Raw genomic sequence first — 22393 nt, 5'->3', positions numbered from 1 at the left:
GTCACGCTGCGCGACTCGGTGCCCGCGCAGCGGAACATGAGTACTGTCGTATCCATGAGGGACCACCCCCACGGCGACAACGCCACACATCCCGAGGTCTGGACCGGACGCGCCACCAACAAGGTCCAGTGGGTGCTGGCGCTCGGCGGCGCGGCCTTCATGGCGCTCGGCGTCGAGCTGGCGGTCGACTCCGCCTGGACGTCCGGCATCGCCCCGCTCGTCATGTCAGTGGTCGGCTGCATCGCCGCCGGACTGCTGGTCCTCTTCGGCACCCTCGCCTTCGTGCACGTCGACATGAAGCTCGACAAGGAGTGCGTCGAGGTGCGCTGCGGCCATATCGGTGTGCCGCGCCGCCGCATCCCCCTCTCGCACGTCGCGGGCGCCGAGTTCGCCGAGCACGTCACGCCGCGTCAGTGGGGCGGCTGGGGCTACCGCTGGCGCCCCGAGAAGGGCACCGCGGTCGTCGTGCGGCGCGGTGAGGGCGTCGTCCTGCGCCTGTGGGACGGCCATACGTTCACCATCACCGTGGACAACGCCGAGACCGCCGTACGCGTCATCAGGGACCGGCTGCGGCCGGGCCCGTCCCTCTGATCAGCGACTCACGGTGTCAGCCGGTCACCCCTCGGGCGTGCGTCCACCTCCGGGCGCGGTGACTCCCCGGGAAGCGGCCGGGCCGTCGCCACGCCCGCCAGGAGCCCCGCCCCCACCGACACGGCGGTGAAGCTGAGCGCGTTGCCGACGGCGGCGATCGCCGCGAGCGCCGTCAGGGCCGCTCCGGCGGTGAGCACGACCGGGGTGGGGCGCGGTGAGCGCCACAGGGCGTGCAGCACCCAGCCGAACGACGCCGCGAGCAGGACCACACCGATGACGCCCTGCTCGGCCGCCTGCTGCAGCAGCGCCGAGTGCGGTTTGCCGTCCGAGAGCAGGGTCCGGCTCGCCGTCGAGCTCAGTTCCCCGAAGCGCTCCGGGCCGACCCCGAGGGCGGCGTTGCGGTGCGCCAGGTGCAGGGCGTCCCGCCACAGCTCGATCCGGTGCGGGGTGAGCGGGCCCTCCAGCGACGTGGTCAGCCCGTCGGGCAGGACGTTCCCGGCGACGGCCCAGGTCATGCCGGTCACCAGGACGGCGGCCAGCGCGAGGCCGGCGATGCCCAGGCCACGGTTGGTCATCCGGCCGGCGGCCAGCGCGCACAGCAGGACCGCGATACAGGTCACGAAGCCGCTGGTCGAGCCCAGGAGCGCCGCGGCGACCGTGATGCCGACCGCCAGCGCGACCATGATGTGGCGCAGGGCCGGCGACTCGGCGGACCAGGCCGCACAGCACGCCGCGCCGACGCACAGGGTCAGCAGCGCGGCCGTGGCACCCGAGTGCCCGAGCGGTGCGACGATCTGCGGTCCCGGCGCGAGGTGCGGCACGGCCACGGCCAGGCCGAGTCCGGCCAGCGCCCCGGCGCACGGCGTCGCCACCGGCAGCAGCGCCCCGCAGATCCGCCCGGCCGCGTATCCGGCGGCCACCGCGAGCACGGCGAGCAGCACGCCCTCCGGGCGGCCCTCCTGAACGGTCGCCGTGATCAGCGACCAGGTGGCACACGCGCCGAGCACCACCACGCCCGCCGCATCAGAAACGTTTCGTCTTTCGCTGATCTCCCCATGACCGGCGTCAGACGTCATCCCCGTGGAACCCACCCCGCCCCCAGACCCCGACCGAAAGGCCCCCCGACCTCGTACGACCAGGCCGCCGAGGCCGTGACCGGCCGGGCGACTTGCTGGGCACACCGTAACGGCTGATGGCCGGTTTGTGGATGAGTTGGGCCGAGTTACGCAGGAGCGATGCGACGCCCGTGGCGCCCGTGACGGGGGTGCCCGCCGTTCGGGCCGAGCTGTCGGTGCCAAGGTCACCCGCCGTACACTCCCGGGGTGACCGTCACCGCAACCTCCGTGGACGAGTCGGACCAGCTGCAGCCGCAGTCCGCGCCCGCATCGCGCGCGGCGCGTCTCGTACGCCTCGTTCCGGCCCTCGCCGCCGCGCTCTCCGGAGTGCTGCTCTACGTCAGTTTCCCGCCACGCACCCTGTGGTGGCTGGCCCTGCCGGCCTTCGCCGGCCTCGGCTGGGTGCTGCGCGGCCGCAGCTGGAAGGCGGGCCTGGGTCTCGGCTACCTCTTCGGCCTCGGATTCCTGCTGCCGCTGCTGGTGTGGACCGGCGTCGAGGTCGGCTCCGGACCGTGGCTCGCGCTGGTGGCGATCGAGGCGATCTTCATCGCGCTGGTCGGCTCGGGCGTCGCGGCGGTCTCGAAGCTTCCGGGATGGCCCCTGTGGGCCGCCGCGGTGTGGATCGCGGGTGAGGCGGCACGCGCGCGCGTGCCGTTCAGCGGCTTCCCCTGGGGCAAGATCGCCTTCGGCCAGGCCGACGGTGTCTTCCTGCCGCTGGCCGCGGTGGGCGGCACCCCGGTGCTCGGCTTCGCCGTCGCCCTGTGCGGCTTCGGCCTCTACGAGGTCGTACGCCTCGTCCGCGAAGGGCGGCGCACCCGGGCCGTGCGTCGGCCGGCGGCGGCCGTGGCGCTGCTGAGCGTGGCCGTGCCCGTGGTCGGTGCGGTGGCCGCACGCCCGCTGGTGAGCGACAAGGCCGAGAACGGCTACGCCACCGTCGCCGTGATCCAGGGCAACGTGCCGCGCTCCGGGCTGGAGTTCAACGCCCAGCGGCGCGCCGTTCTCGACTACCACGCGCGCGAGACGCTGCGGCTGGCCGCCGAGGTCAAGGCCGGAAAGACGCCCAGGCCCGACTTCGTGCTGTGGCCGGAGAACTCCTCCGACGTCGACCCCTTCGCCAACGCGGACGCGTACGCCGTCATCGACGGCGCGGCCAAGGCGATCGGCGTCCCGATCTCGGTAGGCGGGGTCGTCGAGCGGCACGGCAAGCTCTACAACGAGCAGATCCTGTGGGACCCGAAGAAGGGCCCCGTCGACACCTACGACAAGCGGCAGATCCAGCCCTTCGGCGAGTACCTGCCGCTGCGCTCGCTGATCGGCGCGATCAACGGCAACTGGACCTCGATGGTCCGCCAGGACTTCAGCCGGGGCACGAAGCCGGGCGTCTTCACGATGGACCACGCCAAGGTCGGCCTGGTCACCTGCTACGAGGCCGCCTTCGACTGGGCGGTGCGCTCCGAGGTCACCGACGGCGCCCAGATGATCTCCGTGCCGAGCAACAACGCGACCTTCGACCGCAGCGAGATGACCTACCAGCAGCTCGCCATGTCCCGGGTGCGCGCCGTCGAGCACAGCCGGACCGTCACGGTGCCGGTGACCAGCGGCGTCAGCGCGATCATCATGCCGGACGGCAGGATCACGCAGAAGACCGGCATGTTCGTCGCCGGCCACCTGGTGCAGAAGGTGCCGCTGCGCTCGTCCGAGACGCCCGCCACGCGGCTGGGCGTCCTGCCGGAGATCGCCCTGGTGCTCGTCGCCGCGGGCGGCCTGGGCTGGGCGATCGGCGCCGGAGTGCGCGGGCGGCGCGCCCAGGGCGTGTAGCCGTACGCCGTGCGTACGCCCACGGGCGTGCGCCGGGTCCGGGGCACCGGCCGATTAGGGTCGGTGCCATGCCAACTCCTGACTTCATCCGCGACATCCGGGCCACCGCCGGCCACCAGCTGCTCTGGCTCCCCGGCGTCAGCGCCGTCGTCTTCGACGACCAGGGCCGAGTGCTGCTGGGGCAGCGCGCGGACAACCACAGGTGGGCGCTGATCTCCGGCATCCCGGACCCGGGAGAGCAGCCCGCAGCGGCGATCGTGCGGGAGGTGCAGGAGGAGACGGGCGTCGAGTGCGTCGTCGAGCGCATGGTCGCGGTGCGGTCCGGGAGGCAGGTCACCTACCCCAACGGCGACGTCTGCCAGTTCATGGACATCTGCTTCCGCGCCCGGGCCGTGGGTGGCGAGGCGCGCGTGAACGACGACGAGTCCCTGGAGGTCGGCTGGTTCGCGCTGGAGGCGCTGCCCACCATGACCGAGTACCACCACTTCCGGATCAAGCAGGCGCTGTCGGACGACCCCACATGGTTCGAGCCCATGACTTCTAACTGAAGTATGGGCTGCAAGCACATGCAGGGAGGCGAGGGCGCTGCTTAGGGTCGACTCATGACTCCGCCCAGCGCCCTTCCGGCCCCCCACGCCCCCTCGCTCGACCTCGGCGGCCGCACCGCCCTCGTCACCGGCGCCGCCGGTGGCATCGGCCGAGCCTGCGCACTGCGGCTCGCGGCCGCCGGGGCCAAGGTCAGAGCGGTCGACCGGGACGCCACGGGCCTGGAGTCGCTCGCGGAGGAGGCCCGGGGTCTCGCGGGCGCCGTCGAGTCGCACGTCCTCGACCTCACCGACCTCGACGCCGCGGAACTGGCCGCCGCGGGCACCGACGTCCTGGTCAACAACGCCGGGCTGCAGCTGGTGCGCCCCCTGGAGGAGTTCCCGCCCGACGTCTTCCACACCGTGCTCACGGTGATGCTGGAGGCGCCGTTCCGCCTCATCCGCGGAGCGCTGCCGCACATGTACGGCCAGGGGTGGGGCCGTATCGTCAACATCTCCTCGGTGCACGGGCTGCGCGCCTCGGCCTACAAGTCGGCGTACGTGGCCGCCAAGCACGGCCTGGAGGGGCTGTCCAAGACCGCCGCCCTCGAAGGCGCGGCCCACGGCGTCACCTCGAACTGCGTGAACCCCGCCTATGTGCGCACCCCGCTGGTCGAGAAGCAGATCGCCGACCAGGCCGAGGCGCACGGCATCGCTCCGGAGCGCGTGCTGGCGGACGTGCTGCTGCAGGACAGCGCGCTCAAGCGGCTCATCGAGCCCGAGGAGGTCGCCGAGGCCGTGGCCTACCTGTGCGGCCCGGCGGCGTCCTTCGTCACCGGCACCTCGCTGGTGCTCGACGGCGGCTGGACCGCGCACTGACAACTCCGTCAGCCCTGTGGACGAGAGTTGTCCACAGGGCTGACGGGGCGGCCGTGCCATGAGGAATCCTGTGAGCATGTCTGGTGATCACGTGCAGTCCGCCGAGCGTGCCGGCGCCGAAGTGGCCGGTGCGGCGCCGACCGGCGCCGAGGCGCCGTTCCTGGAGCTGCTGTCCAGGGGCGCGTCCGCCGACGCCTACGAGCAGCCGGTGCTGCTGGCCCGGGCCGAGGGCCGGCCCGCCGAGACGATCGCCGCGCTCGAGCACGCCAAGCTGCTCGCGCTGCGGGTGCGCGCGGAGCTGGAGGGGCGGCGCCGCCGCGAGGCCGAGCTGTCCGCGCTGTTCGAGACGGCCCACGACCTCGCGGGCCTGCGCGACCTGGACTCGGTGCTGCAGGCCATCGTGCAGCGCGCCCGGTCCCTGCTGGGCACGGACGTCGCCTACCTCAGCCTGAACGACCCCGACCGGGGCGACACCTACATGCGGGTGACCGAGGGCTCGGTCGCCGCCCGCTTCCAGCAGCTGCGGCTCGGCATGGGGGAGGGCCTGGGCGGTCTCGTCGCGCAGACCGCCCGCCCGTACGTCACGGACGACTACTTCGAGGACGGCCGCTTCCAGCACACGAACACCATCGACACCGGTGTGCGGGACGAGGGCCTGGTCGCCATCCTCGGCGTGCCCCTGATGCTGGGCCACCACGTCATCGGCGTCCTCTTCGCGGCCGACCGGCGCGCCCGGGTCTTCGAGCGGGAGCAGATCGCGCTGCTCGGCTCGTTCGCCGCCCTGGCCGCGGCCGCCATCGACTCGGCGAACATGCTCGCCGAGACCCGCTCGGCCCTCGCCGACCTGGAGCGGGCCAACGAGATCATCCGGGACCGCAGCGGCGTCATCGAGCGCGCCTCCGACGTGCACGACCGGCTCACGGAGCTCGTGCTGCGCGGCGGCGGGGTCCACGACGTGGCCGCCGCCGTCTCCCAGGTCCTCGACGGCACGGTCGAGTTCACCGAAGCCGCCGACGCACCCGCGCTCCCGCTGGAGGCGTCCCGCGCCGAGGGCCACGCGGTGTGCCACGAGGACGACTGGATCGCCGCCGTGACGGCCGGCGGCGAGCTGCTCGGCGCGCTCGTGCTGCGCGGCCACCCCGGACTCGACCCCGTCGACCAGCTCACCCTTGAGCGGGCCGCGATGGTCACCTCGCTGCTGCTGCTCGCCAGACGCTCCGCCGCGGAGGCCGAACGGCGCGTCCGCGGCGAGTTGCTGGACGACCTCCTCGACGCCCGCGACCGCGATCCGCGCCTGCCGCGCGAGCGTGCCGCGCGGCTGCGGGCCGACCTCGACGCCACGCATGTCGTGCTCGCCGCCCGGCTCGACGCCGTGGCCCCCGACGCCGACCAGGAGGCGGAGGCCCGCCGCCGGCTGTGGTCCGCCGCCTCGCATCTCGCCGCCACCCGGCACGGCCTGGCCGCCGCCCGTGACGGCGGCACCGTCCTGGTGCTGCCGCTCATCGCGGGCGACACCGCCACCGAACTGGCCCGGCGCACCGCCCGCCAGCTGGGCACGGCGGTCCACGAAGCGGTCACCGTCGGCGCCTCCGGCCCCGTGCGGGATCTCGCAGCCGACCCGGACACCGTGGCCGCCGCCTACGGGGAGGGCCGGCGCTGCCTCGACGCCCTGCGGCTGCTCGGCCGCTCCGGCGACGGGGCCGCGGCCGAGGACTTCGGCTTCCTCGGCCTGCTGCTGGCGGGGGACCGGGACATCGCCGGCTTCGTGGACCGCACCATCGGCGAGGTCGTCGCCTACGACGAGCGACGCGGCACCGATCTCGTCCGCACCCTCGACGCCTACTTCACCTGCGGCATGAGCCCGGCCCGCACCAAGGACGCCCTGCACGTCCATGTGAACACGGTGGCGCAGCGCCTGGAGCGCGTCGGCCGTCTCCTCGGTGACGACTGGCAGAGCCCGGCGCGGACGCTGGAGATCCAACTCGCCCTGCGGCTGCACCGGTTGTCGGCACAGCACTGACTTCCGCCGCAGCACCGACCCCCGTGACAGCCCTCACCCCCGTAACAGCACCGACCCCCGTACGCGCGGCGTACGGGGGTCGGCTGCGCCGGGTCAGACGGTGCGCATGTCCGCCGGGGCCGTCGCGGGCTGCTCGTCCACGGGCGACTCGACGTCGGCCAGGTCCCGCAGGCGGGTCTCCTTGGCCACGCCCACGGCGAGGACCGTCAGGAGCGCCGCGGCGATGACGTAGAGGGCGATCGGGGTCGAGCTGTCGTACTCCGACAGCAGCGCGGTGGCGATCAGCGGCGCCGGGGCGCCCGCCGCGACCGAGGCGAACTGGGCGCCGATGGAGGCACCGGAGTAGCGCATCCGGGTCGCGAACATCTCGGAGAAGAAGGCGGCCTGGGGCGCGTACATCGCGCCGTGCAGCACCAGGCCCACGGTGACGGCGAGGATCAGGTTGCCGAAGCCGCCGGTGTCGATGAGGGAGAAGAACGGGAACATCCACAGGCCGACACCGACCGCGCCCAGCAGGTACACCGGACGCCGTCCGATCCGGTCGGAGAGGGCGCCCCAGGCCGGGATGACCGCGAAGTGCACGGCCGAGGCGATCAGCACCGCGTTGAGCGCCGTCTGCTTGGAGACGCCGGCCGACGTGGTGGCGTAGACGAGGATGAACGCGGTGATCACGTAGTAGCTGATGTTCTCCGCCATGCGCGCGCCCATCGCGATGAGGACGTCCTTCCAGTGGTGGCGCAGCACCGACACGAGCGGCAGCTTCTCGGCCGCCGCTGTCCGGTCGGCCTTGCGGGCCTCGGCCCGCGCCAGCGCCTCCTTGAAGACCGGCGACTCATCGACAGAGAGACGAATCCACAAACCGACGATCACCAGGACGCCGGAGAGCAGGAACGGTATGCGCCAGCCCCAGGACGTGAAGGCGGCGTCCGAGAGCAGGGCGGTCAGCGCGGAGAGCACGCCGGTCGCGAGCAACTGCCCGGCGGGCGCGCCGGTCTGCGGCCACGAGGCCCAGAACCCGCGCCGGCGCGCGTCCCCGTGCTCGGACACCAGCAGCACCGCGCCGCCCCACTCGCCGCCCAGCGCGAAGCCCTGGATCAGCCGCAGCGTGGTGAGCAGGACCGGAGCGGCGGACCCGACCGAGGCGTGCGTCGGCAGGAGACCGATCGCGAACGTCGCACCGCCCATCATCAGCAGGCTCAGCACCAGCAGCTTCTTGCGCCCGATCCGGTCGCCGTAGTGCCCGAAGACCAGAGCACCCAGCGGGCGGGCGGCGAAACCGACGGCATACGTCAGGAAGGAGAGCAGCGTGCCGACGAGCGGGTCCGAGTCCGGGAAGAACAGCTTGTTGAAGACGAGGGCGGCGGCGGAACCGTAGAGGAAGAAGTCGTACCACTCGATGGTGGTGCCGATCAGGCTGGCGGCGACGATGCGCTTGAGACTGGCGGGCGTCGGGGGAGCGGATGCTGCTGAGGCCATGTGCGCCACTTCCTCGTGTGCGGTGGGGACGGGTACGTGTCGGCACACGGTAGGAAGCCCAAGGTCAGGAGCACATGTGGTGGGACTACATACTTCCCTTGGGAAGTGTGCAGGCAACGCCTATGACTGCCCTGCACCAAGTGATCGAACGGCTGCCCGTCAGGCGCGAGTGAGCAGGCCGGCGTCGACGACGGCGCGGCCGAAGGGGCTCGCGAGTTCGGCGAGGCGCTCACAGCAGGCGTCTCCCAGGGCGGCGTAGGCGGGAAGGGCCAGGCGGTCGGTGCGGTCCTCGATGTGCCGGCGCAGCAGTACGCCCTCGGAGCTGAGGGAGTCGCCGTCGAGGAGACCTCGCTTGCGAAGGCGTTCCTGGGTGCCCGCCCATTCCTCCTCCGGCCATGCCCGGCTGGCCTTGAGGAAGTCGACGGGAACCTCACCGGTGGCGGCGTGCAGCACCAGGGCCTCCAGGCCCCCGACGCCCTCGGTCAGCAGGCACGCGACATGGCCGTCTCCACGGAACTCCCGGAGCAGCGTCTGGGCGTGCCACAGCTGCAGTACCGGCTCGTCCGGCCACGGCAGTGCGGCATGCGCGGCGAACAGCGGGCGTCCCTGGGCGTGTTCGCAGGCCGCCTCCGCGGCCTGGCGGGTCAGTGCCAGGACCTCGGCCAGGTCGGGCAGTTCGTGGATTTTCGCCCGCCGCAGGGCTTCCCCCGCCGCGGCGTAGCGCGCGTGCAGCACCTGCTGCGGCGTCGTCGCGTCCCAGGCCCCGTCGACCGCCTGCCGTACGAGATCCGGGTTGAAGTTGTAGAAGGTCGAGATGATCAGCTCGGCGGACGTCCGGCCGAACGCGGCGCTTCGCGAGGTGAAGTACCCGGCGCGTCCGCTCAGGCCGAGTTCCGCATACCGTCGCTTCGCCTCGGGGACGAAGTAGATCATGCCGTGCACGGGCTCGAGGCGGCGCCAGGCCGCGTGCGCTGTCTTCAAGGGGTCCTCTTCTTCCGGGAGTTGACGAAGGGGTACTGGCCTGCGGTTCAGTTCGCGCCGTGCGCGCCCAGATGCTCCAGCAGGAGGCGGCTCAGCGTCTCGGGCGCCTCCTCGGGAACCCAGTGGCTGACATCCTCAAGCGTCTCGAACCGGTACGGCCCGTCGACCCACCGCCCGGTTTCCTGTGCGGCCGCCGGGCCGAACGCGCTGTCCCGCGTGCTCCACACGTACAGCGTGGGCACCTCGAGGACACCGATCGCGCCGTCGGGGCGGCCCGCCCGGTACCAGTTCAGGGCAGCGGTGAGAGCGCCCGGCTCGGACAGGTGCCGTACGTAGGCGTCGGCGCTGTCCTTCGGGACCTTTCCGGCGAAGAAGCCGCGAAGCTCCTGGGCGTCGTGGGCGAGCATGCGCTCCTCCGTCGCGGGCGCCTCGCGCCAGTCGATCATGTAGCGGGAGCGATTGCGCTGGTCCTCGTCGGTGCGCAGGGTGGTGGCCAGGGCGCCGGGGTGCGGGGTCGAGACGGCCGTCAGCGTGCGGACGCGGCCGGGGTGCGCCTGGGCGGTCCACCAGGCAACCGCGCCGCCCCAGTCATGGCCGACCAGGTCGAACGCCGTCCACCCCAGTTCCTTCGTGATCGCGACCACGTCGTCGACGAGAAGGCTCATGCGATAGTCCCCGGGCCGCACGGGGCGGGCGCCGGGGGAGTAACCGCGCTGGTCGGGTGCCACCACCCGGCAGCCCTGGGCCGCCAGCGCCTCGACCTGCCGTCGCCACACCAGCCCCGTCTGCGGGAAGCCGTGCAGCAACAACACCGGGCGGCCCTCGCGCGGACCCGCCGTGATCGCGTCGAACACGCCCGCGTCCGTGCGGATGCTCAGCAGAGTCACGATGCACCTCTTCGTACCGACTGGTCGGTACCCTTCTGGCGCGGAAGCCGCCTGTCAAGACGCCTTTTCGGCCTCGGACCGGTGCCCCGTGCTCGTCGACCGTCCAGGCATCCAGTTGAACCTGACGCCGGATTCAACTATAACGAGTGCCCCGATCACCCGAGGCAGTGAGGCGACATGAGGGAAGCAGTCATCGTTTCGACGGCGCGCACGCCGATCGGAAAGGCCTACCGGGGCGCGTTCAACGACGTCCAGGCGCAGGAACTCGCCGCTCATGCCCTCTCGCACGCGGTACGGCGCGCCGGGGTCGACGCGGGTGAGGTCGAGGACGTGATCTTCGGTTGCGCGGTGCAGCAGGGGGCGTCCGGTGGCAATGTCGCCCGGCAGGCGGTTCTGCGCGCCGGACTTCCTGACGCCGTGTCGGGGATGACGATCGACCGGCAGTGCTCGTCGGGCCTGATGGCCATCGCGACGGCCGCCAAGCAGATCGTCACGGACGGCATGCAGGTCGCTGTCGGAGGCGGCGTCGAGTCGATCTCCCTGGTGCAGAACGACCACATGAACACCCACCGCATGGAGGATCCCTGGCTGGTCGAGCACAAGCCGGACATCTACCTGCCGATGCTGCACACGGCGGAGATCGTCGCCGAACGCTACGGCGTGAGCCGGGAACGCCAGGACGAGTTCGCCCTGATGTCCCAGCAGCGCACCGCGGTGGCGCAGGAGGCCGGCCGGTTCGACCGGGAGATCGTCGCGCTTCCCAGCGTCAAGAAGGTTCTCGACAAGCAGTCCGGTCAAGTCCGGGACGAGGAAGTCACGTTGACCCGGGACGAGGGCAACCGCGCGTCGACGACGCTCGAAGGTCTCGCGGGGCTGGCGCCGGTGCTGCCCGACGGTCAGGTGAGCGCGCGGTCCGGCGTCACGGCGGGCAACTCCTCGCAGTTGTCGGACGGGGCCTCGGCGTCGGTGCTGATGGAGTCGAGGGAGGCCGAGCGTCGTGGCTTGCAACCACTGGGCGTCTACCGGGGGATGACCGTCGCCGGCTGCGGACCCGATGAGATGGGCATCGGCCCGGTCTTCGCCATCCCGAAGCTGCTCAAGCAGCACAACCTCACCATCGACGACATCGGCCTGTGGGAACTCAACGAGGCGTTCGCCTCCCAGGCGCTGTACTGCCGGGACGAACTGCACATCGACCCGGAGCAGTTCAACGTCGACGGCGGCGCAATCTCGGTCGGTCATCCCTACGGCATGACAGGCGCCCGGCTGGTGGGGCACGCCCTGATCGAGGGCAGGCGCCGGGGAGTCCGGTACGTAGTGATCTCCATGTGCGTCGGCGGCGGAATGGGCGCGGCCGGGCTGTTCGAGGTCGCCTGAGCCTCGACTCCCGCCAATACGGCGGCAAGTCGCCCCGAGAGAGAAGTGTGGACACCGTGTCGTACGTAGCGGAAAAGACCCGAACCGCGGTCCTGGTGGACTTCGGCGGCGTGATCACCTCCAGTGTGCTGCGGGCCTTCACCGAGTTCGGCGCCTCGCTCGGCGGCGACCCGCGTCTGCCGCTGAACCTGCTTGCCCGTGACGAGCGCGCCCGCACCCTCCTGGCCGACCACGAGTGCGGCCGTATCGACACCGAGGCCTTCGAGCGCGGATACGCCGAACGCCTCCGTGCGCACGGCGCGGACGTGTCGGCCGAGGGGCTCACGGCCCGGATACAGGCGGGCATGTCGATCGACCAGGACATGCTCGCCCTGCTCGACGAGCTGCGAGCCGCCGGCCATCGCGTCGCGCTCGTGTCCAATTCGTTCGGCAACGGGACCTACGACGGCGTCGACCTCGCCGCTGTCGCCGATGTCGTCGTCATCTCCGCAGAGGTCGGCATCCGCAAGCCCTCCCGACGGATCTACGCGATCGCGTGCGAACGCCTCGGCGTCGCCCCCGAGGAGGCGGTCATGATCGACGACCTGCGGCAGAACCTCGACGGAGCGGCCCGGATCGGCATCGGGGGAGTCCTGCACACCGGCGCCGCCGACACCCGGCGCCAGCTCGCCGAACGCTTCGGGATCGGTTCAGCGGCTTTGTGACCATGGCACCGGATCCAAGTACAGTTCCCGGGATGGACACCACCGCGCCCGAGGAGATCGACGGCGAGCACGTACCGCCCGTGGCTCCTCTCTCGCACCTTCGCGAGCCGCCCACGACCAAGCGTGGAGCACGCACGCGGGCGGCTCTGGTGAAAGCCGCGCGGACGGTGTTCGAACGGGACGGCTATCTCGAGTGCCGCCTGACTGACATCACCAAAGAGGCGCACTGCGCGGCGGGATCCTTCTACACCTACTTCGCCAACAAGGAAGAGGTGCTTGCCGCCGTCCTCCTGGAGGCGCAGGAGGACATGATGCACCCCGGCATGGACCGGGTGCAGGACACCGACGACCCCTACGCGGTGCTCGAGGCCAGCAATCGCGCCTATCTCGAGGCCTACCGGCGGAACGCGAAGCTGATGGCCCTGCTCGAGCAGGTGGCTCAGGTGGAGCCGGAGTTCCGTGAGTTCCGAAGCCGGCGCGCCGACGCCTTCATCCGCCGCAACGGCCGCGGTATCGCCGATCTGCAGACGCGGGGTGTCGCGGATCGCGACGTCGATCCGATGCTGGCCTCCCGAGCCCTGTCGGGCATGGTCAGCGTCATGGCCTACAACGCCTTCGTGCTGGGCGAACCGCAGGAGGGAGGTGCCCCCGTGGACTTCGACGAGCTCGTGTCCACGGTCACCCGGCTCTGGGCGAACGCCCTGCGCTTCCCCACCCGGCGCTGAGGCTCGGGCGCGTCAGCCGGGCGGTGTCGTCAGGTGGATCAGGATGCCGCACACCTCGTCCACGATCTCCAGGGCCTCCGTCTCGTCCCCGCAGTCGCCCAGCTCACGCGCCGCTCCTCCGATGACGGTGGTCAGCACACTCACCCGGACCCGGCCGGCGCGCTGCCGCTCGTCCACCTCCAGGAGCCGGGCGTTGCGCCGTACCCATGCACGGTCCCACTGGCGGCGCAGTGCGTCGAAACCGGCCGGGGCGTCGTCCTGCGCGAGCAGTCTGCCGAGCCGCCGGTTGTCCCAGGCGCCCTGAAGATACGCCCTGGCTCCGGCCATGAAGAGGGCGATCGGGTCGTCCACGCCACGGCCGCGCTCGACGGCCAGCGTGGCCGCGGTCCGGCGCTCCTGCTCCTCCCGGAACTCCTCCCAAAGGGCTAGGTAGAGCCCGCGCTTACCGCCGTAGTGCTGGAAGAGGCTGCCGCCCGGGATGCCGGAGCGCGCCGCGATCTCGGTGAGACCGGCCTCGGCGTAGCCGCGCTCGAGGAACACCTCCAGTGCGGCGCCCAGCAGCGCGGGCCGGACCGCCGGGTGGTGCCCGCCGTGCCCTTCCGCGAGACGCATGCCTTCCTGCCCGCCGGGCAGTTGACCCGCCGCTTCGGTCCCGGAGGACTCTACGATGCCGCTCACCGGCGATCCCCGCCTTCCCCAGCCCCGTCGCGGATGGCGAGGGCGACCAGTAGTTCCAGGAGGTCGGCGAGCCGGCGCGGATTGCAGCCGGTGCGCTCCTCGATCCTGCGCAACCGGTAGTGCGCCGTGTTGTGATGCACCCGCAGCCGGTCGGCGGCCAGCCGCAGATTGAGGTCCGCGTCCGCGAACGCCCTGATGGTGACGGCCAGCGTGTCGCCCCGTCTTCGGTCCTCCTCCAGCAGCAATCGCACCCGTGGATCGACCAGTTGGCGTGCGAGGTCGTCGGCACGCAGCGCCAGGTAGTCGAACGGAGACAGGCGAGGCAGCGCCGCCACTCCGCCGCCGCTCGGCACCAGGTCCAGGGCGGCCCGCGCCTCCCCGTAGGCGCGCGGCAGCTCGTCGGCGCTCCGTGCGACCGTACTGATCCCCATGGACAGCATGGTCCCCTCCCGCGCGAGCCGCCGCTGCACCGCCTCGAAGTGGGCGCAGATGTCCTCCGCGTCCATCCCGGCCCGGACCACGGGCACGGCCACCACCTCACCGTGGCGCACGACGACCAGGGTCCTGCCTGCCCAGGGGCCCGCGACGCTGATCGACGCGCTGGCGGCGTACCCGTTCTCGGCCGAGGTGACGTCGCCGGTACGGGTGTCGCCGACGCACACCGCCACGACCGCCATCATCGGCGAGCGCGGCCCGATGCCGTACGCCTGCGCCGGGGCGAACAGCGGGCCGTGCGACGGTGCCACACCGGCCAGCAACTGGTCCAGCAGGTCCCGGCGCTCCCGGTCCGCGTCCGCGACCACGTGCTGCTGGTACTCGACGTAGGCCTGCGCGGCATGCGTACTCGCGTAGTCGACGTACCGCATCAGCGGAGTGACGAGTGACAGGGCGGCCTGCTGGGCCTCGGCCGACGTGCCCGCGCACTCCAGCATCGCGTCCCACATCACCTGCCGGCCGACCCGGAAGGCACTGATCCAGTCCTCGAGGGCGAATCCCGCACGGGCTCGGCGCATGGCTGCCGCCCGGCTGAAGAGCAGGTCCTCGGCGGCGATGTCACGGTCGCCCGCAAGTGCCGCGAGCTGCATCCGGTAGTGCTCGAGCACCTGCTCCCGTACGTCGTCGAAGAACCGCCCGTCCTGCAGTGCGTACGACGGGATCTCCGCGCGCATCACCTCGACCGCGGCCTGCGCCACCTCCTCGATCCGGTCCTGGACGGCATGCAGGATCCGCCACCGCTGCCGGCGGAGGTGTTCGGAGAGCTGGGGGGTGCCGAGGGCGGGACCGCGAGGCATGGCGCCGATCGTGACCGCTCGACTCGTGCTCCGTCAACAGTCTCCGGGTGAGACATCGTGCGGCACCTGTGCACGGCGCACAGTTCGGCGACCGGGAAGTTGGGTGCTCACGCACAATGTGCGCCGGGAACAGCCCCACCTACTGTGACGCTCGCTCATCCCCCAGCACGTCGGAAGGGGCGTCACTCATGCTTGCGGTCGACGGTATCACCGTGCGCTTCGGCGGGATCACGGCGCTGGACGGTGTCTCCTTCACCGTCGAGCCGGACACCGCCGTCGGGCTCATCGGGCCCAACGGAGCCGGCAAGACCACTTTGTTCAACTGCCTCACCCGGCGCTGCACTCCCGGTGAGGGAGGCGTGCGGTTCGAGGGCGAGGACCTGCTGGCCCTGCCTCCGCACGCCGTGGCCGGACGCGGAATCGCCCGCACCTTCCAGAACCTGGGCCTGTTCCCGCGGCTCTCGGTCCGGGAGAACGTCATGGTCGGAGCCCACAGCCGGGGGCGCACCGGACACCTCGCCGCGGCGCTCCGGCTGCCCCGCGTGCGGCGGGAGGAGAGGGAACTACGTGACCGGGCGGACGACTTGCTACGGCGGCTCGGCCTGGCGGACGTCGCCGGCCACCCCGCCGCCGGGCTGCCGTTCGGCACGCTCAAACGGGTCGAACTCGCCCGGGCGCTCGCGGTACGGCCCCGGCTGCTGCTGCTCGACGAACCCGTCAACGGGCTCAGCCACCGCGAGGTCGACGAATTCGCGGATCTGGTCCGGTCGGTGCGCCACGACTTCGATCTCACCCTCGTGCTGGTCGAACACCACATGGGATTCGTGATGGAGCTGTGCGACAAGGTGGTCTGCCTCGACTTCGGCCGAAAGATCGCCGAAGGCTCGCCCCAGGACATCCAGCGCGACCCGGCCGTCGTCGAGGCGTACCTGGGGGTGGCCGCGTGAGTGAGGTAGCGGCGGGTGCGGAGCCGGACTTCCTGACGGTCCGCGATCTGCACGCCGGATACGGCCAGGCCCGTGTGCTGCAGGGTCTCGACTTCTCCGTCGCCCGCGGTGAGGTGTGCGCGGTCCTCGGACCCAACGGCGCGGGCAAGACCACGACGCTGCGGGCGCTGTGCGGCATGGTCCGCGGCCGCGGCTCGGTCACCCTGAACGGGGCGGAACTGCTGGGCCGTTCGCCCGAGCAGGCCGCCAGGCTCGGCGTGGCGCACGTGCCCGAGGGCCGGGGCACCTTCAACGACCTCACCGTCGAGGAGAACCTGCGCATCGGCGCCCATCTGCGCTCCGGACACGGGCGGCGGGGCCGCGCCGCGCGTGCGGCCGTGACGGCCGACCTGGAACGGATCTACGGCTACTTCCCCACCCTGCGGCAGCGGTCCCACCAGGCCGCCGGCAGCCTCAGCGGCGGTGAGCAGCAGATGCTCGCCATCGGCAGGGCGCTGATGCTGCGGCCCTCGCTGCTGCTCCTGGACGAGCCGTCCCTGGGACTCGCACCGCTGGTCACCCGCGAACTGTTCGAGATCGTCCGTGCCGTCAACGAGGAGGAACGCACCACCGTGGTCGTAGTCGAGCAGAACGCACAACTCGCGCTGGACATCGCGCACCGGGCCCACGTCCTGGAGGCCGGTCGTCTGGTGCTGTCCGGACCGGCCGCGCAGATCCGCGAGGACGGGCAGGTCGCCGAGGTGTATCTCGGTGTCTCCGTCCGCACCGGCAAGGCCGGGTGAGCGCCGTGACCGATCTTCTCCAGCAGGTGGTGGAAGGGCTCGGATCCGGCGCGGTGTACGCCAGTCTGGCGCTGGCCCTGGTGCTGATCCACCGGTTCACGGGGATCGTCAACTTCGCGCAGGGCGAGCTGGCGATGCTCTCGACGTATGTCGCCTGGCAGTTGGTGGTGTCCGGGATGCCGTTCTGGCTGGCGCTGCCGGTCACCCTGGCGGTGTCCTTCGCCGGCGGCATGCTGGTCGAACGGATCGTCATCCGCCCCGTGCAGGGCGCGCCCGAGCTGACGGTCGTCATCGTCACGGTCGGCCTTTTCATCTTCGTCAACGCGTTGGCCGGTCTCATCTGGTCGTTCACCGTGAAGGACTTTCCCGAGCCGTTCCCGGACGGCGCGCTGGACCTGGCCGGGGTGCGCGTGGACTGGTCGACGCTCGGCATCATCGGCGTGGTCGCGGTCGTGATGGGCCTGCTGTACCTGCTGTTCCAGCACACCTCCATCGGCCTGGTGATGCGGGCGGTCGCCTGCAATCCGGCCTCCGCCCGGCTGTCGGGCATCCGGGTGGGGCGGGTGCTGATGCTCGGCTGGGGACTGGCCGCCACGGTGGGCGCGGTGTCGGGCGTGCTCGTCGCTCCGGTGCTGTTCCTGGAGCCGAACATGATGGGCGGGGTGCTGATCTACGCGTTCGCGGCAGCCACCCTCGGCGGCTTCGACAGCCCGGTCGGTGCGGTCGTCGGCGGCCTGTTCGTGGGCGTAGCCGAGACGCTGACCGGCGCGTACGTCGACGTCATCGGCGCCGACCTCAAGGTGGGCGTCCCCCTGGTGATCATCCTGGCGGTTCTGCTGGTGCGGCCCCAGGGCCTCTTCGGACGGGCGGCGGTGGAGCGCGCATGAACACCCTCACAGCGGCGCTCGGCACCGACCGGGTCCGGTGGCTGCGGGCCACACTCACCGTGCTGGTCGCGGCGGCGGTCGCCCTCGGCGCACCGTTCTACTTCGCCCCCTTCCAGGTCTTCCAGCTGACCATGGTCCTCCTGTACGCCGTCGCGCTGGCCGGCCTGAACCTGCTCGTCGGCTTCGGCGGCCAGATCTCGCTCGGGCACGGCGCGTTCTTCGCGGCGGGGGCGTACACGGCGGCGGTCATGCTCGACCGCTACGACACCGGCCACCTGGCCACGCTGCCGGCCGCGGCCGCCGGATGCTTCCTGCTGGGTCTCGCGTTCGGGGTCCCCGCACTGCGGCTGCGCGGCCTGTATCTGGCCCTGGTCACCCTCTCGTTCGCGGTGTTCCTGCCTCCCCTGCTCAAGCGGCTGGAGTCGGTGACGGGCGGCTCCATGGGGCTGACCGTGGACAAGCTGGAACCGCCGGCGTGGAGTGGGCTCGCCGAGGACCAGTGGATGTACTTCGTCGTCCTCGCCGTCACCGCGGTGGCCCTGCTGCTGGCCCGCAACCTGCTCCGGTCCCGGGTCGGCCGGGCACTGCTCGCCGTGCGGGACAACGAGAGCGCCGCCGAGGTCATGGGCGTACGGCTGTCGCTGCACAAGACGCTGGCCTTCGCGTGGAGCGCGATGTTCGCGGGCGTCGCCGGCTGTCTGTACACCTGGGTGATCGGCTTCGTCTCGCCCGACTCCTTCAGCTTCGTGCTGTCCATCACGCTGCTGGCCGGCCTGGTGGTCGGGGGGCTCGCCTCGCTGTACGGACCACTGCTGGGCGCGGCGTTCGTGATGTACGTGCCGAGCGTTTCCCAGGACCTCAGCGAGGCGGCACCGGGAGTGGTGTTCGGGCTGCTGATCATCATCGTGATGTTCGTGGCCCCGACGGGACTGGCCGGTCTGCCGGGCCGCGTGCTCGGCGAGGTGACCCGCCGCCTCCACCGCACCGCCGCCCCCGACCGAACGCCCGGGGCCGAGTCCGACACCGGGGCCGCACCCGCTCACGGTGCCGAATCCGCCGTCGAGGCCGGACCCGCACCCGATACGGAACCGAAGTCCCCCGCCGAGTCCGGACCCTCCGCGACCGTCACCCCTGCGGACCCCGCAGTGGTCGATGCCGAACCCGTGGGCGCACCGCCCCGTACGGAAAAGGAATGAATCACATGCGCAAGACGACCGCTCTGCGGGCGGCCGCGGCCGCGACCGCCGCCCTGCTCACCGCGACCGCCTGCAGCAGCCAGCGTGGTGCGGACGGCCAGGACGCCGCCGCCGATGGCGCGTGCAGGGGCCAGCAGACCACGGGCATCACCGACAAGACCATCAAGCTGGGCGGGATCTACCCGCTGTCGGGGCCCGCCTCCGCGTACGGCACGATCAGCAAGGGCGTGGCCGCCTACTTCAAGTACGTCAACGACAAGGGCGGAATAGACGGCCGCAAGGTGCAGTTCGTCGTCCGCGACGACGGCTACCAGCCGCCCAAGGCGGTCGAGGAGGCGCGCAGACTCGTCGAGCAGGAGAGGGTCTTCGCCGTGTTCCAGACCCTCGGCACCCCGTCCACGGCGGCCGTGTGGGACTACCTGAACCAGCAGAAGGTGCCGCAGCCCTTCGTCGCCACGGGCGCCTCCGCCTGGGGCACGGACGACAAGCACCCCTGGACCATCGGCTGGCAGCCCAACTACGTGGCCGAGGCCCGGGTGTACGCCAAGTTCCTCAAGGACGAGAAGCCGAAGGCCAAGGTCGCGGTCCTCTACCAGAACGACGACTTCGGCAAGGACCTGCTCGGCGGGTTCAAGAAGGCCGTCGCCGGCAGCGGCGTCAAGGTGGTCGCCGAGGAGAGCTACGAGGTCACCGACCCCTCCGTGTCGGCACAGATGACAACTCTCGCCCGGTCCAAGGCGGATGTGCTGCTCGACGTCACCACGCCGAAGTTCGGCAGCCAGGCCCTCGCCGCCGATGCCAGGAACACCAAGTGGAACCCGCTGCACATCGTGAACAACGTGGCCTCGTCGGTCGCCGTGCTGCAGCCCGTCGGGCTCAAGCACGTGCAGGGCGTCGTCTCGGCGACCTACTTCAAGGACCCCGCCGACCCGCAGTGGGACGGCGACGCGGCGATGAAGACGTACAAGGACGCGCTGCACAAGTACGCGCCCGACGCCGACCCCGCCAACCAGTTCAACGCCTACGGCTGGGCCGTCGCCGACAGCCTGCACAAGGCCCTCGACGCGATGAAGTGCCCCACCAGGGAGGGGCTGCGGGACGCGGTGCGCAACCTGAAGAACGTCAAGGTGGGCCTGCTGCTGCCCGGTGTCACCATTTCCACGGGACACGGCGACGCCTTCCCGCTCGAGACGATGCAGCTGATGCGGTTCAAGGGCGCGCGGTGGCAGCTGTTCGGCCAACCGGTCGACACCCGCAAGGAGTTCGGCCCGCTGGCGAAGTGAGCCGACGGGGGCGGTCCCCGTCGATGCCCTGACCTCTGGGACCGCCCTCGCCACCGCCCGCTCAGACGGCGCTCGCCACGCTGTCCACCAGGCTGTGACCGGTGATGCGGGAGGCACGGTCGCTGAGCAGGAAGGCGACGGCCTCGGCCACCTCCCAGGCGGTGCCCTGGCGGCCGAGCGGTATGCGGCCGCGCGAGGCGGAACGCGACGAACGCTGGGCCGAGGCCGCACGGCCCATCGGGGTGTCGATCAGGCCCGGGCCGACCAGGTTGGCGCGGATCCCGCGCGGCGCACCCTCCTTGGTGACATGGCGGGTGAGACCGAACAGGCCTGCCTTGGAACTGTCGTAGGCGGGCGAGTCGGTGGCCGCGCGCAGCCCGGCCAGGGAACCGACGAAGACGATCGATCCTCCCTCGGCCATCACGGGCAACCCGTACTTGGCGGCCAGGAACGGGGCGCCCAGATTGAGCGAGAGCACCTCGTCCCACTGCTGCGGCGAGGTGTCCGCCAGGCTCGCGTCGAGGCCGATTCCGCCGTTGACCACCATCGCGTCGAGCTCACCGAGTTCGCGCAGTGCCTCGGTGACCACGGCCGAAGACTGGCCCGGGTGCGTGGCGTCACCGGCCACGGCGAAGCCACGGCCGCCCTCCTCACCGACCAGAGTGGCGGTGGCCGCCGCGGCGGAGGGGGTGACCTCGGCGCAGGCTACGGAGGCTCCCTCGCGGGCGGCGAGCACGGCCACCGCGCGCCCGTTGCAGACCGGGGCCTGCGGATCCTCGCCGGGCCGGGTGCCCGCGCCGATGACCAGCACGTTCCGGCCGGTCAGGAGGCCGACCGGATGGGTCGTGGTGTGCTGGGCTTCAGGCATCGCGGTGCGTCCCTTCCGCGCCGTCCTCGCGGGCCGTGGGTGCGGGCAGGGTCTGCGTGTCGTAGCCGGGCTCGAGCCGGGTGCCGGCCGAGTTCAGGAAGAAGGCGACCATGTGGTACTGGCCGACGAGCATGGTGATCTCGATCAGCTGTGCCTCGTCGTGGTCGGTGGCGAGGGCGAACCAGGTGGCCGAGGACAGCCGCGCGTCACGGTGCAGTTCGTCGGCGGCACGCAGCAGCCGGGCGTCGGCCGGTGTCCACCCGTGGACGTCCGGGCCCGCGCCGACCCGGTGGATCTCCTCGTCGGTGACCCCCGCCGCCCTGGCCAGTGGTACGTGTCGGCCCTATTCGTAACCGGCCCGGGTGTTGCGCGCGGTGCGCAGGATCAGCAGTTCCCGGGTCCGGTCCGGCGCCGGCCGTAGCGCAGCAGATGGCAGCCGAACGGCAGGAAGTACCGGAAGAGTTCGGGGTGCCGCACCAAGGTGGTGAAGACGTTTATGACGTGTCCGTCGGCGTCCCGGGGAATCGGGGCGAGCAACTCCCTGGTGGAGGGGTCCCAGCCGTCCTCGGCCAGGGGCGCGAGGCGCGGCCCGGAGTCGGCGGCACCGTCGGGTCGGTGATGGTGCTCGTCGGTCATGAAGGTCTCCGCACTGTCGGTGAGGGTGGGCCGGCGGCACGAGGGCGGGTCCGGGCACGGCCGGTCGATGTCCTGCCCGGTGCGCGCCGATGCGTCTCTTCCGCCGCCGTGCCACTGTGCTTTCGAGGCCGGGGAGCTGTCGACGGCTCCCCGGCGAAGACCGGCGGGCGACATATTGTTCAGTTGCACAACGGCCGGTGCCGACAGGGGTGGAGGTGAGATCCATGCCCGGACCGCCGGGCGCGACGGAGCCCCTCGAACGGGTCATCGCCGCGATGGCCGCGCAGCGGTCGAACGTGGGCTGCCGGTTGCACGCGGATCTGACGGACCACATCCCGTCCTACCGCACGGTCCCGCGCGAACTCCTGGATGAGATCTGGCAGCGGCACTTCCAGCGGGCGCTCGCGGAGGTGCGGGACGGGAGGGTGCCCGCACCGGAGGACTACGACGAGGCCGACGTGGCCCGGGACCGGGTCACCAGAGGCGTGCCGCTCAGCGACGGGCTCCGCGCCTTCCGCCGGGCGCTGAGCGCGATGCGGGACCTCTTCATCGCCGAGGCGACCGAGTGCGGACTGGACCCCGGCGTCATCGTCGACCGCACCACATGCCTGTGGGAACTCGCGGACGTCGCGAGTGTGCGGATCGCCACCCTCCACCGGCAGGCGGAGGTCGCGTCCGCCCTGTTCGACGCCCGCCGCCACGCCGGCTTCCTGCGCGGACTGCTCCA

The 22393-nt window shown here is 71.7% G+C and carries 22 protein-coding genes; 13 read left to right on the top strand and 9 right to left on the bottom strand.

Features of this window, described 5'->3' with window-relative positions:
* The first annotated feature begins 54 nt into the window (after positions 1 to 54).
* Positions 55 to 591, top strand: a complete 537-nt coding sequence (locus ACFU97_RS11045; protein ID WP_384253874.1) for a hypothetical protein — start codon at positions 55 to 57, stop codon at positions 589 to 591.
* An 8-nt stretch (positions 592 to 599) separates the two neighbouring features.
* On the opposite strand, the gene ACFU97_RS11040 is transcribed toward ACFU97_RS11045, so the two are convergent.
* A complete protein-coding gene (locus ACFU97_RS11040; RefSeq protein ID WP_384253871.1) occupies positions 600 to 1667 on the bottom strand; it encodes an O-antigen ligase family protein in 1068 nt (355 codons plus the stop codon).
* Between the two features lie 246 nt (positions 1668 to 1913).
* Between ACFU97_RS11040 and lnt the strand changes: the two genes are divergently transcribed.
* The 4 genes from lnt (at position 1914) to ACFU97_RS11020 (ending at position 6947) form a co-directional block, all read left to right on the top strand.
* Positions 1914 to 3524, top strand: a complete 1611-nt coding sequence (lnt, locus tag ACFU97_RS11035) for an apolipoprotein N-acyltransferase (RefSeq protein ID WP_384253869.1) — start codon at positions 1914 to 1916, stop codon at positions 3522 to 3524.
* 68 nt (positions 3525 to 3592) lie between these two features.
* Positions 3593 to 4072 carry an NUDIX domain-containing protein gene (locus tag ACFU97_RS11030; RefSeq protein ID WP_384253867.1) on the top strand — a complete coding sequence of 160 codons (480 nt, stop codon included), beginning with the start codon at positions 3593 to 3595 and terminating at the stop codon, positions 4070 to 4072.
* 54 nt (positions 4073 to 4126) lie between these two features.
* Entirely contained in the window at positions 4127 to 4927 is an 801-nt protein-coding gene (locus tag ACFU97_RS11025) for a 3-hydroxybutyrate dehydrogenase (protein WP_384253865.1), read from the top strand.
* Positions 4928 to 5003: 76 nt separating this feature from the next.
* On the top strand, positions 5004 to 6947 hold the full coding sequence (locus tag ACFU97_RS11020; protein WP_384253863.1) for a helix-turn-helix domain-containing protein: 1944 nt from the start codon (positions 5004 to 5006) through the stop codon (positions 6945 to 6947).
* Between the two features lie 93 nt (positions 6948 to 7040).
* Here ACFU97_RS11020 and ACFU97_RS11015 read toward each other — a convergent pair whose 3' ends face one another.
* The 3 genes from ACFU97_RS11015 to ACFU97_RS11005 form a co-directional block, all read right to left on the bottom strand.
* A complete protein-coding gene (locus ACFU97_RS11015) occupies positions 7041 to 8423 on the bottom strand; it encodes an MFS transporter (RefSeq protein WP_384253860.1) in 1383 nt (460 codons plus the stop codon).
* Positions 8424 to 8582: 159 nt separating this feature from the next.
* On the bottom strand, positions 8583 to 9404 hold the full coding sequence (locus ACFU97_RS11010) for a hypothetical protein (protein WP_384253858.1): 822 nt from the start codon (positions 9402 to 9404) through the stop codon (positions 8583 to 8585).
* A 47-nt stretch (positions 9405 to 9451) separates the two neighbouring features.
* The gene (locus ACFU97_RS11005) at positions 9452 to 10291 is read right to left on the bottom strand and encodes an alpha/beta fold hydrolase (RefSeq protein ID WP_384253856.1); all 840 of its coding nucleotides are present in this window, start codon (positions 10289 to 10291) and stop codon (positions 9452 to 9454) included.
* Between the two features lie 177 nt (positions 10292 to 10468).
* Here ACFU97_RS11005 and ACFU97_RS11000 point away from each other — a divergent pair, with 177 nt between their 5' ends.
* From ACFU97_RS11000 to ACFU97_RS10990, 3 genes are read left to right on the top strand one after another with little or no spacing between them, the layout of a single operon-like run.
* Complete coding sequence (locus ACFU97_RS11000) at positions 10469 to 11668, top strand: acetyl-CoA C-acyltransferase (protein WP_384253853.1); 1200 nt, start codon at positions 10469 to 10471, stop codon at positions 11666 to 11668.
* Between the two features lie 56 nt (positions 11669 to 11724).
* A complete protein-coding gene (locus ACFU97_RS10995; protein WP_384253851.1) occupies positions 11725 to 12372 on the top strand; it encodes an HAD family hydrolase in 648 nt (215 codons plus the stop codon).
* Positions 12373 to 12404: 32 nt separating this feature from the next.
* Entirely contained in the window at positions 12405 to 13097 is a 693-nt protein-coding gene (locus tag ACFU97_RS10990) for a TetR/AcrR family transcriptional regulator (protein ID WP_384253848.1), read from the top strand.
* 12 nt (positions 13098 to 13109) lie between these two features.
* On the opposite strand, the gene ACFU97_RS10985 is transcribed toward ACFU97_RS10990, so the two are convergent.
* Positions 13110 to 13775, bottom strand: coding sequence for a TetR/AcrR family transcriptional regulator (locus tag ACFU97_RS10985; protein ID WP_384253846.1), 666 nt, complete (start codon positions 13773 to 13775; stop codon positions 13110 to 13112).
* A complete protein-coding gene (locus ACFU97_RS10980) occupies positions 13772 to 15067 on the bottom strand; it encodes a PucR family transcriptional regulator (protein WP_384253843.1) in 1296 nt (431 codons plus the stop codon). The genes ACFU97_RS10985 and ACFU97_RS10980 overlap by 4 nt, the downstream gene beginning before the upstream one ends.
* Before the next feature lie 188 nt (positions 15068 to 15255).
* Between ACFU97_RS10980 and ACFU97_RS10975 the strand changes: the two genes are divergently transcribed.
* The 5 genes from ACFU97_RS10975 to ACFU97_RS10955 are packed head-to-tail and all read left to right on the top strand — an operon-like array spanning position 15256 to position 20162.
* Positions 15256 to 16014, top strand: coding sequence for an ABC transporter ATP-binding protein (locus ACFU97_RS10975; RefSeq protein ID WP_384253841.1), 759 nt, complete (start codon positions 15256 to 15258; stop codon positions 16012 to 16014).
* A complete protein-coding gene (locus ACFU97_RS10970) occupies positions 16011 to 16796 on the top strand; it encodes an ABC transporter ATP-binding protein (RefSeq protein WP_384253839.1) in 786 nt (261 codons plus the stop codon). The genes ACFU97_RS10975 and ACFU97_RS10970 overlap by 4 nt, the downstream gene beginning before the upstream one ends.
* A gap of 5 nt (positions 16797 to 16801) precedes the next feature.
* Positions 16802 to 17683 carry a branched-chain amino acid ABC transporter permease gene (locus ACFU97_RS10965; RefSeq protein ID WP_384253836.1) on the top strand — a complete coding sequence of 294 codons (882 nt, stop codon included), beginning with the start codon at positions 16802 to 16804 and terminating at the stop codon, positions 17681 to 17683.
* On the top strand, positions 17680 to 18879 hold the full coding sequence (locus ACFU97_RS10960) for a branched-chain amino acid ABC transporter permease (protein WP_384253834.1): 1200 nt from the start codon (positions 17680 to 17682) through the stop codon (positions 18877 to 18879). Before ACFU97_RS10965 ends, ACFU97_RS10960 begins: the two co-directional genes overlap by 4 nt.
* A gap of 5 nt (positions 18880 to 18884) precedes the next feature.
* Positions 18885 to 20162, top strand: coding sequence for an ABC transporter substrate-binding protein (locus ACFU97_RS10955; protein WP_384253831.1), 1278 nt, complete (start codon positions 18885 to 18887; stop codon positions 20160 to 20162).
* A gap of 61 nt (positions 20163 to 20223) precedes the next feature.
* Here the strand turns inward: ACFU97_RS10955 and ACFU97_RS10950 are convergent, their stop codons facing one another.
* From ACFU97_RS10950 to ACFU97_RS10940, 3 genes are all read right to left on the bottom strand, one after another.
* On the bottom strand, positions 20224 to 21030 hold the full coding sequence (locus ACFU97_RS10950) for an SDR family NAD(P)-dependent oxidoreductase (protein ID WP_384253829.1): 807 nt from the start codon (positions 21028 to 21030) through the stop codon (positions 20224 to 20226).
* Positions 21023 to 21163 carry a hypothetical protein gene (locus ACFU97_RS10945; protein ID WP_384253827.1) on the bottom strand — a complete coding sequence of 47 codons (141 nt, stop codon included), beginning with the start codon at positions 21161 to 21163 and terminating at the stop codon, positions 21023 to 21025. The genes ACFU97_RS10950 and ACFU97_RS10945 overlap by 8 nt, the downstream gene beginning before the upstream one ends.
* Positions 21164 to 21414: 251 nt before the next feature.
* Positions 21415 to 21666 carry a hypothetical protein gene (locus ACFU97_RS10940; RefSeq protein ID WP_384253824.1) on the bottom strand — a complete coding sequence of 84 codons (252 nt, stop codon included), beginning with the start codon at positions 21664 to 21666 and terminating at the stop codon, positions 21415 to 21417.
* Positions 21667 to 22393 lie beyond the last annotated feature (727 nt).

It is taken from the genome of Streptomyces sp. NPDC057616, from assembly GCF_042800575.1.
Lineage (GTDB): Bacteria > Actinomycetota > Actinomycetes > Streptomycetales > Streptomycetaceae > Streptomyces.
The sequence above is the reverse complement of the archived record's forward strand: the minus strand, read 5'-3'. Positions and strand labels throughout refer to the sequence as shown.

What these genes read in the sequence shown, in the direction of transcription:
- ACFU97_RS11045 (WP_384253874.1), top strand. Translation starts at nt 55, where the DNA reads ATGAGGGACCACCCCCACGGCGACAACGCCACACATCCCGAGGTCTGG.
- ACFU97_RS11040 (WP_384253871.1), bottom strand. Translation starts at nt 1,667, where the DNA reads ATGACGTCTGACGCCGGTCATGGGGAGATCAGCGAAAGACGAAACGTT.
- ACFU97_RS11030 (WP_384253867.1), top strand. Translation starts at nt 3,593, where the DNA reads ATGCCAACTCCTGACTTCATCCGCGACATCCGGGCCACCGCCGGCCAC.
- ACFU97_RS11025 (WP_384253865.1), top strand. Translation starts at nt 4,127, where the DNA reads ATGACTCCGCCCAGCGCCCTTCCGGCCCCCCACGCCCCCTCGCTCGAC.
- ACFU97_RS11020 (WP_384253863.1), top strand. Translation starts at nt 5,004, where the DNA reads ATGTCTGGTGATCACGTGCAGTCCGCCGAGCGTGCCGGCGCCGAAGTG.
- ACFU97_RS11015 (WP_384253860.1), bottom strand. Translation starts at nt 8,423, where the DNA reads ATGGCCTCAGCAGCATCCGCTCCCCCGACGCCCGCCAGTCTCAAGCGC.
- ACFU97_RS11000 (WP_384253853.1), top strand. Translation starts at nt 10,469, where the DNA reads ATGAGGGAAGCAGTCATCGTTTCGACGGCGCGCACGCCGATCGGAAAG.
- ACFU97_RS10990 (WP_384253848.1), top strand. Translation starts at nt 12,405, where the DNA reads ATGGACACCACCGCGCCCGAGGAGATCGACGGCGAGCACGTACCGCCC.
- ACFU97_RS10980 (WP_384253843.1), bottom strand. Translation starts at nt 15,067, where the DNA reads ATGCCTCGCGGTCCCGCCCTCGGCACCCCCCAGCTCTCCGAACACCTC.
- ACFU97_RS10975 (WP_384253841.1), top strand. Translation starts at nt 15,256, where the DNA reads ATGCTTGCGGTCGACGGTATCACCGTGCGCTTCGGCGGGATCACGGCG.
- ACFU97_RS10960 (WP_384253834.1), top strand. Translation starts at nt 17,680, where the DNA reads ATGAACACCCTCACAGCGGCGCTCGGCACCGACCGGGTCCGGTGGCTG.
- ACFU97_RS10955 (WP_384253831.1), top strand. Translation starts at nt 18,885, where the DNA reads ATGCGCAAGACGACCGCTCTGCGGGCGGCCGCGGCCGCGACCGCCGCC.
- ACFU97_RS10950 (WP_384253829.1), bottom strand. Translation starts at nt 21,030, where the DNA reads ATGCCTGAAGCCCAGCACACCACGACCCATCCGGTCGGCCTCCTGACC.
- ACFU97_RS10945 (WP_384253827.1), bottom strand. Translation starts at nt 21,163, where the DNA reads ATGCTCGTCGGCCAGTACCACATGGTCGCCTTCTTCCTGAACTCGGCC.
- ACFU97_RS10940 (WP_384253824.1), bottom strand. Translation starts at nt 21,666, where the DNA reads ATGACCGACGAGCACCATCACCGACCCGACGGTGCCGCCGACTCCGGG.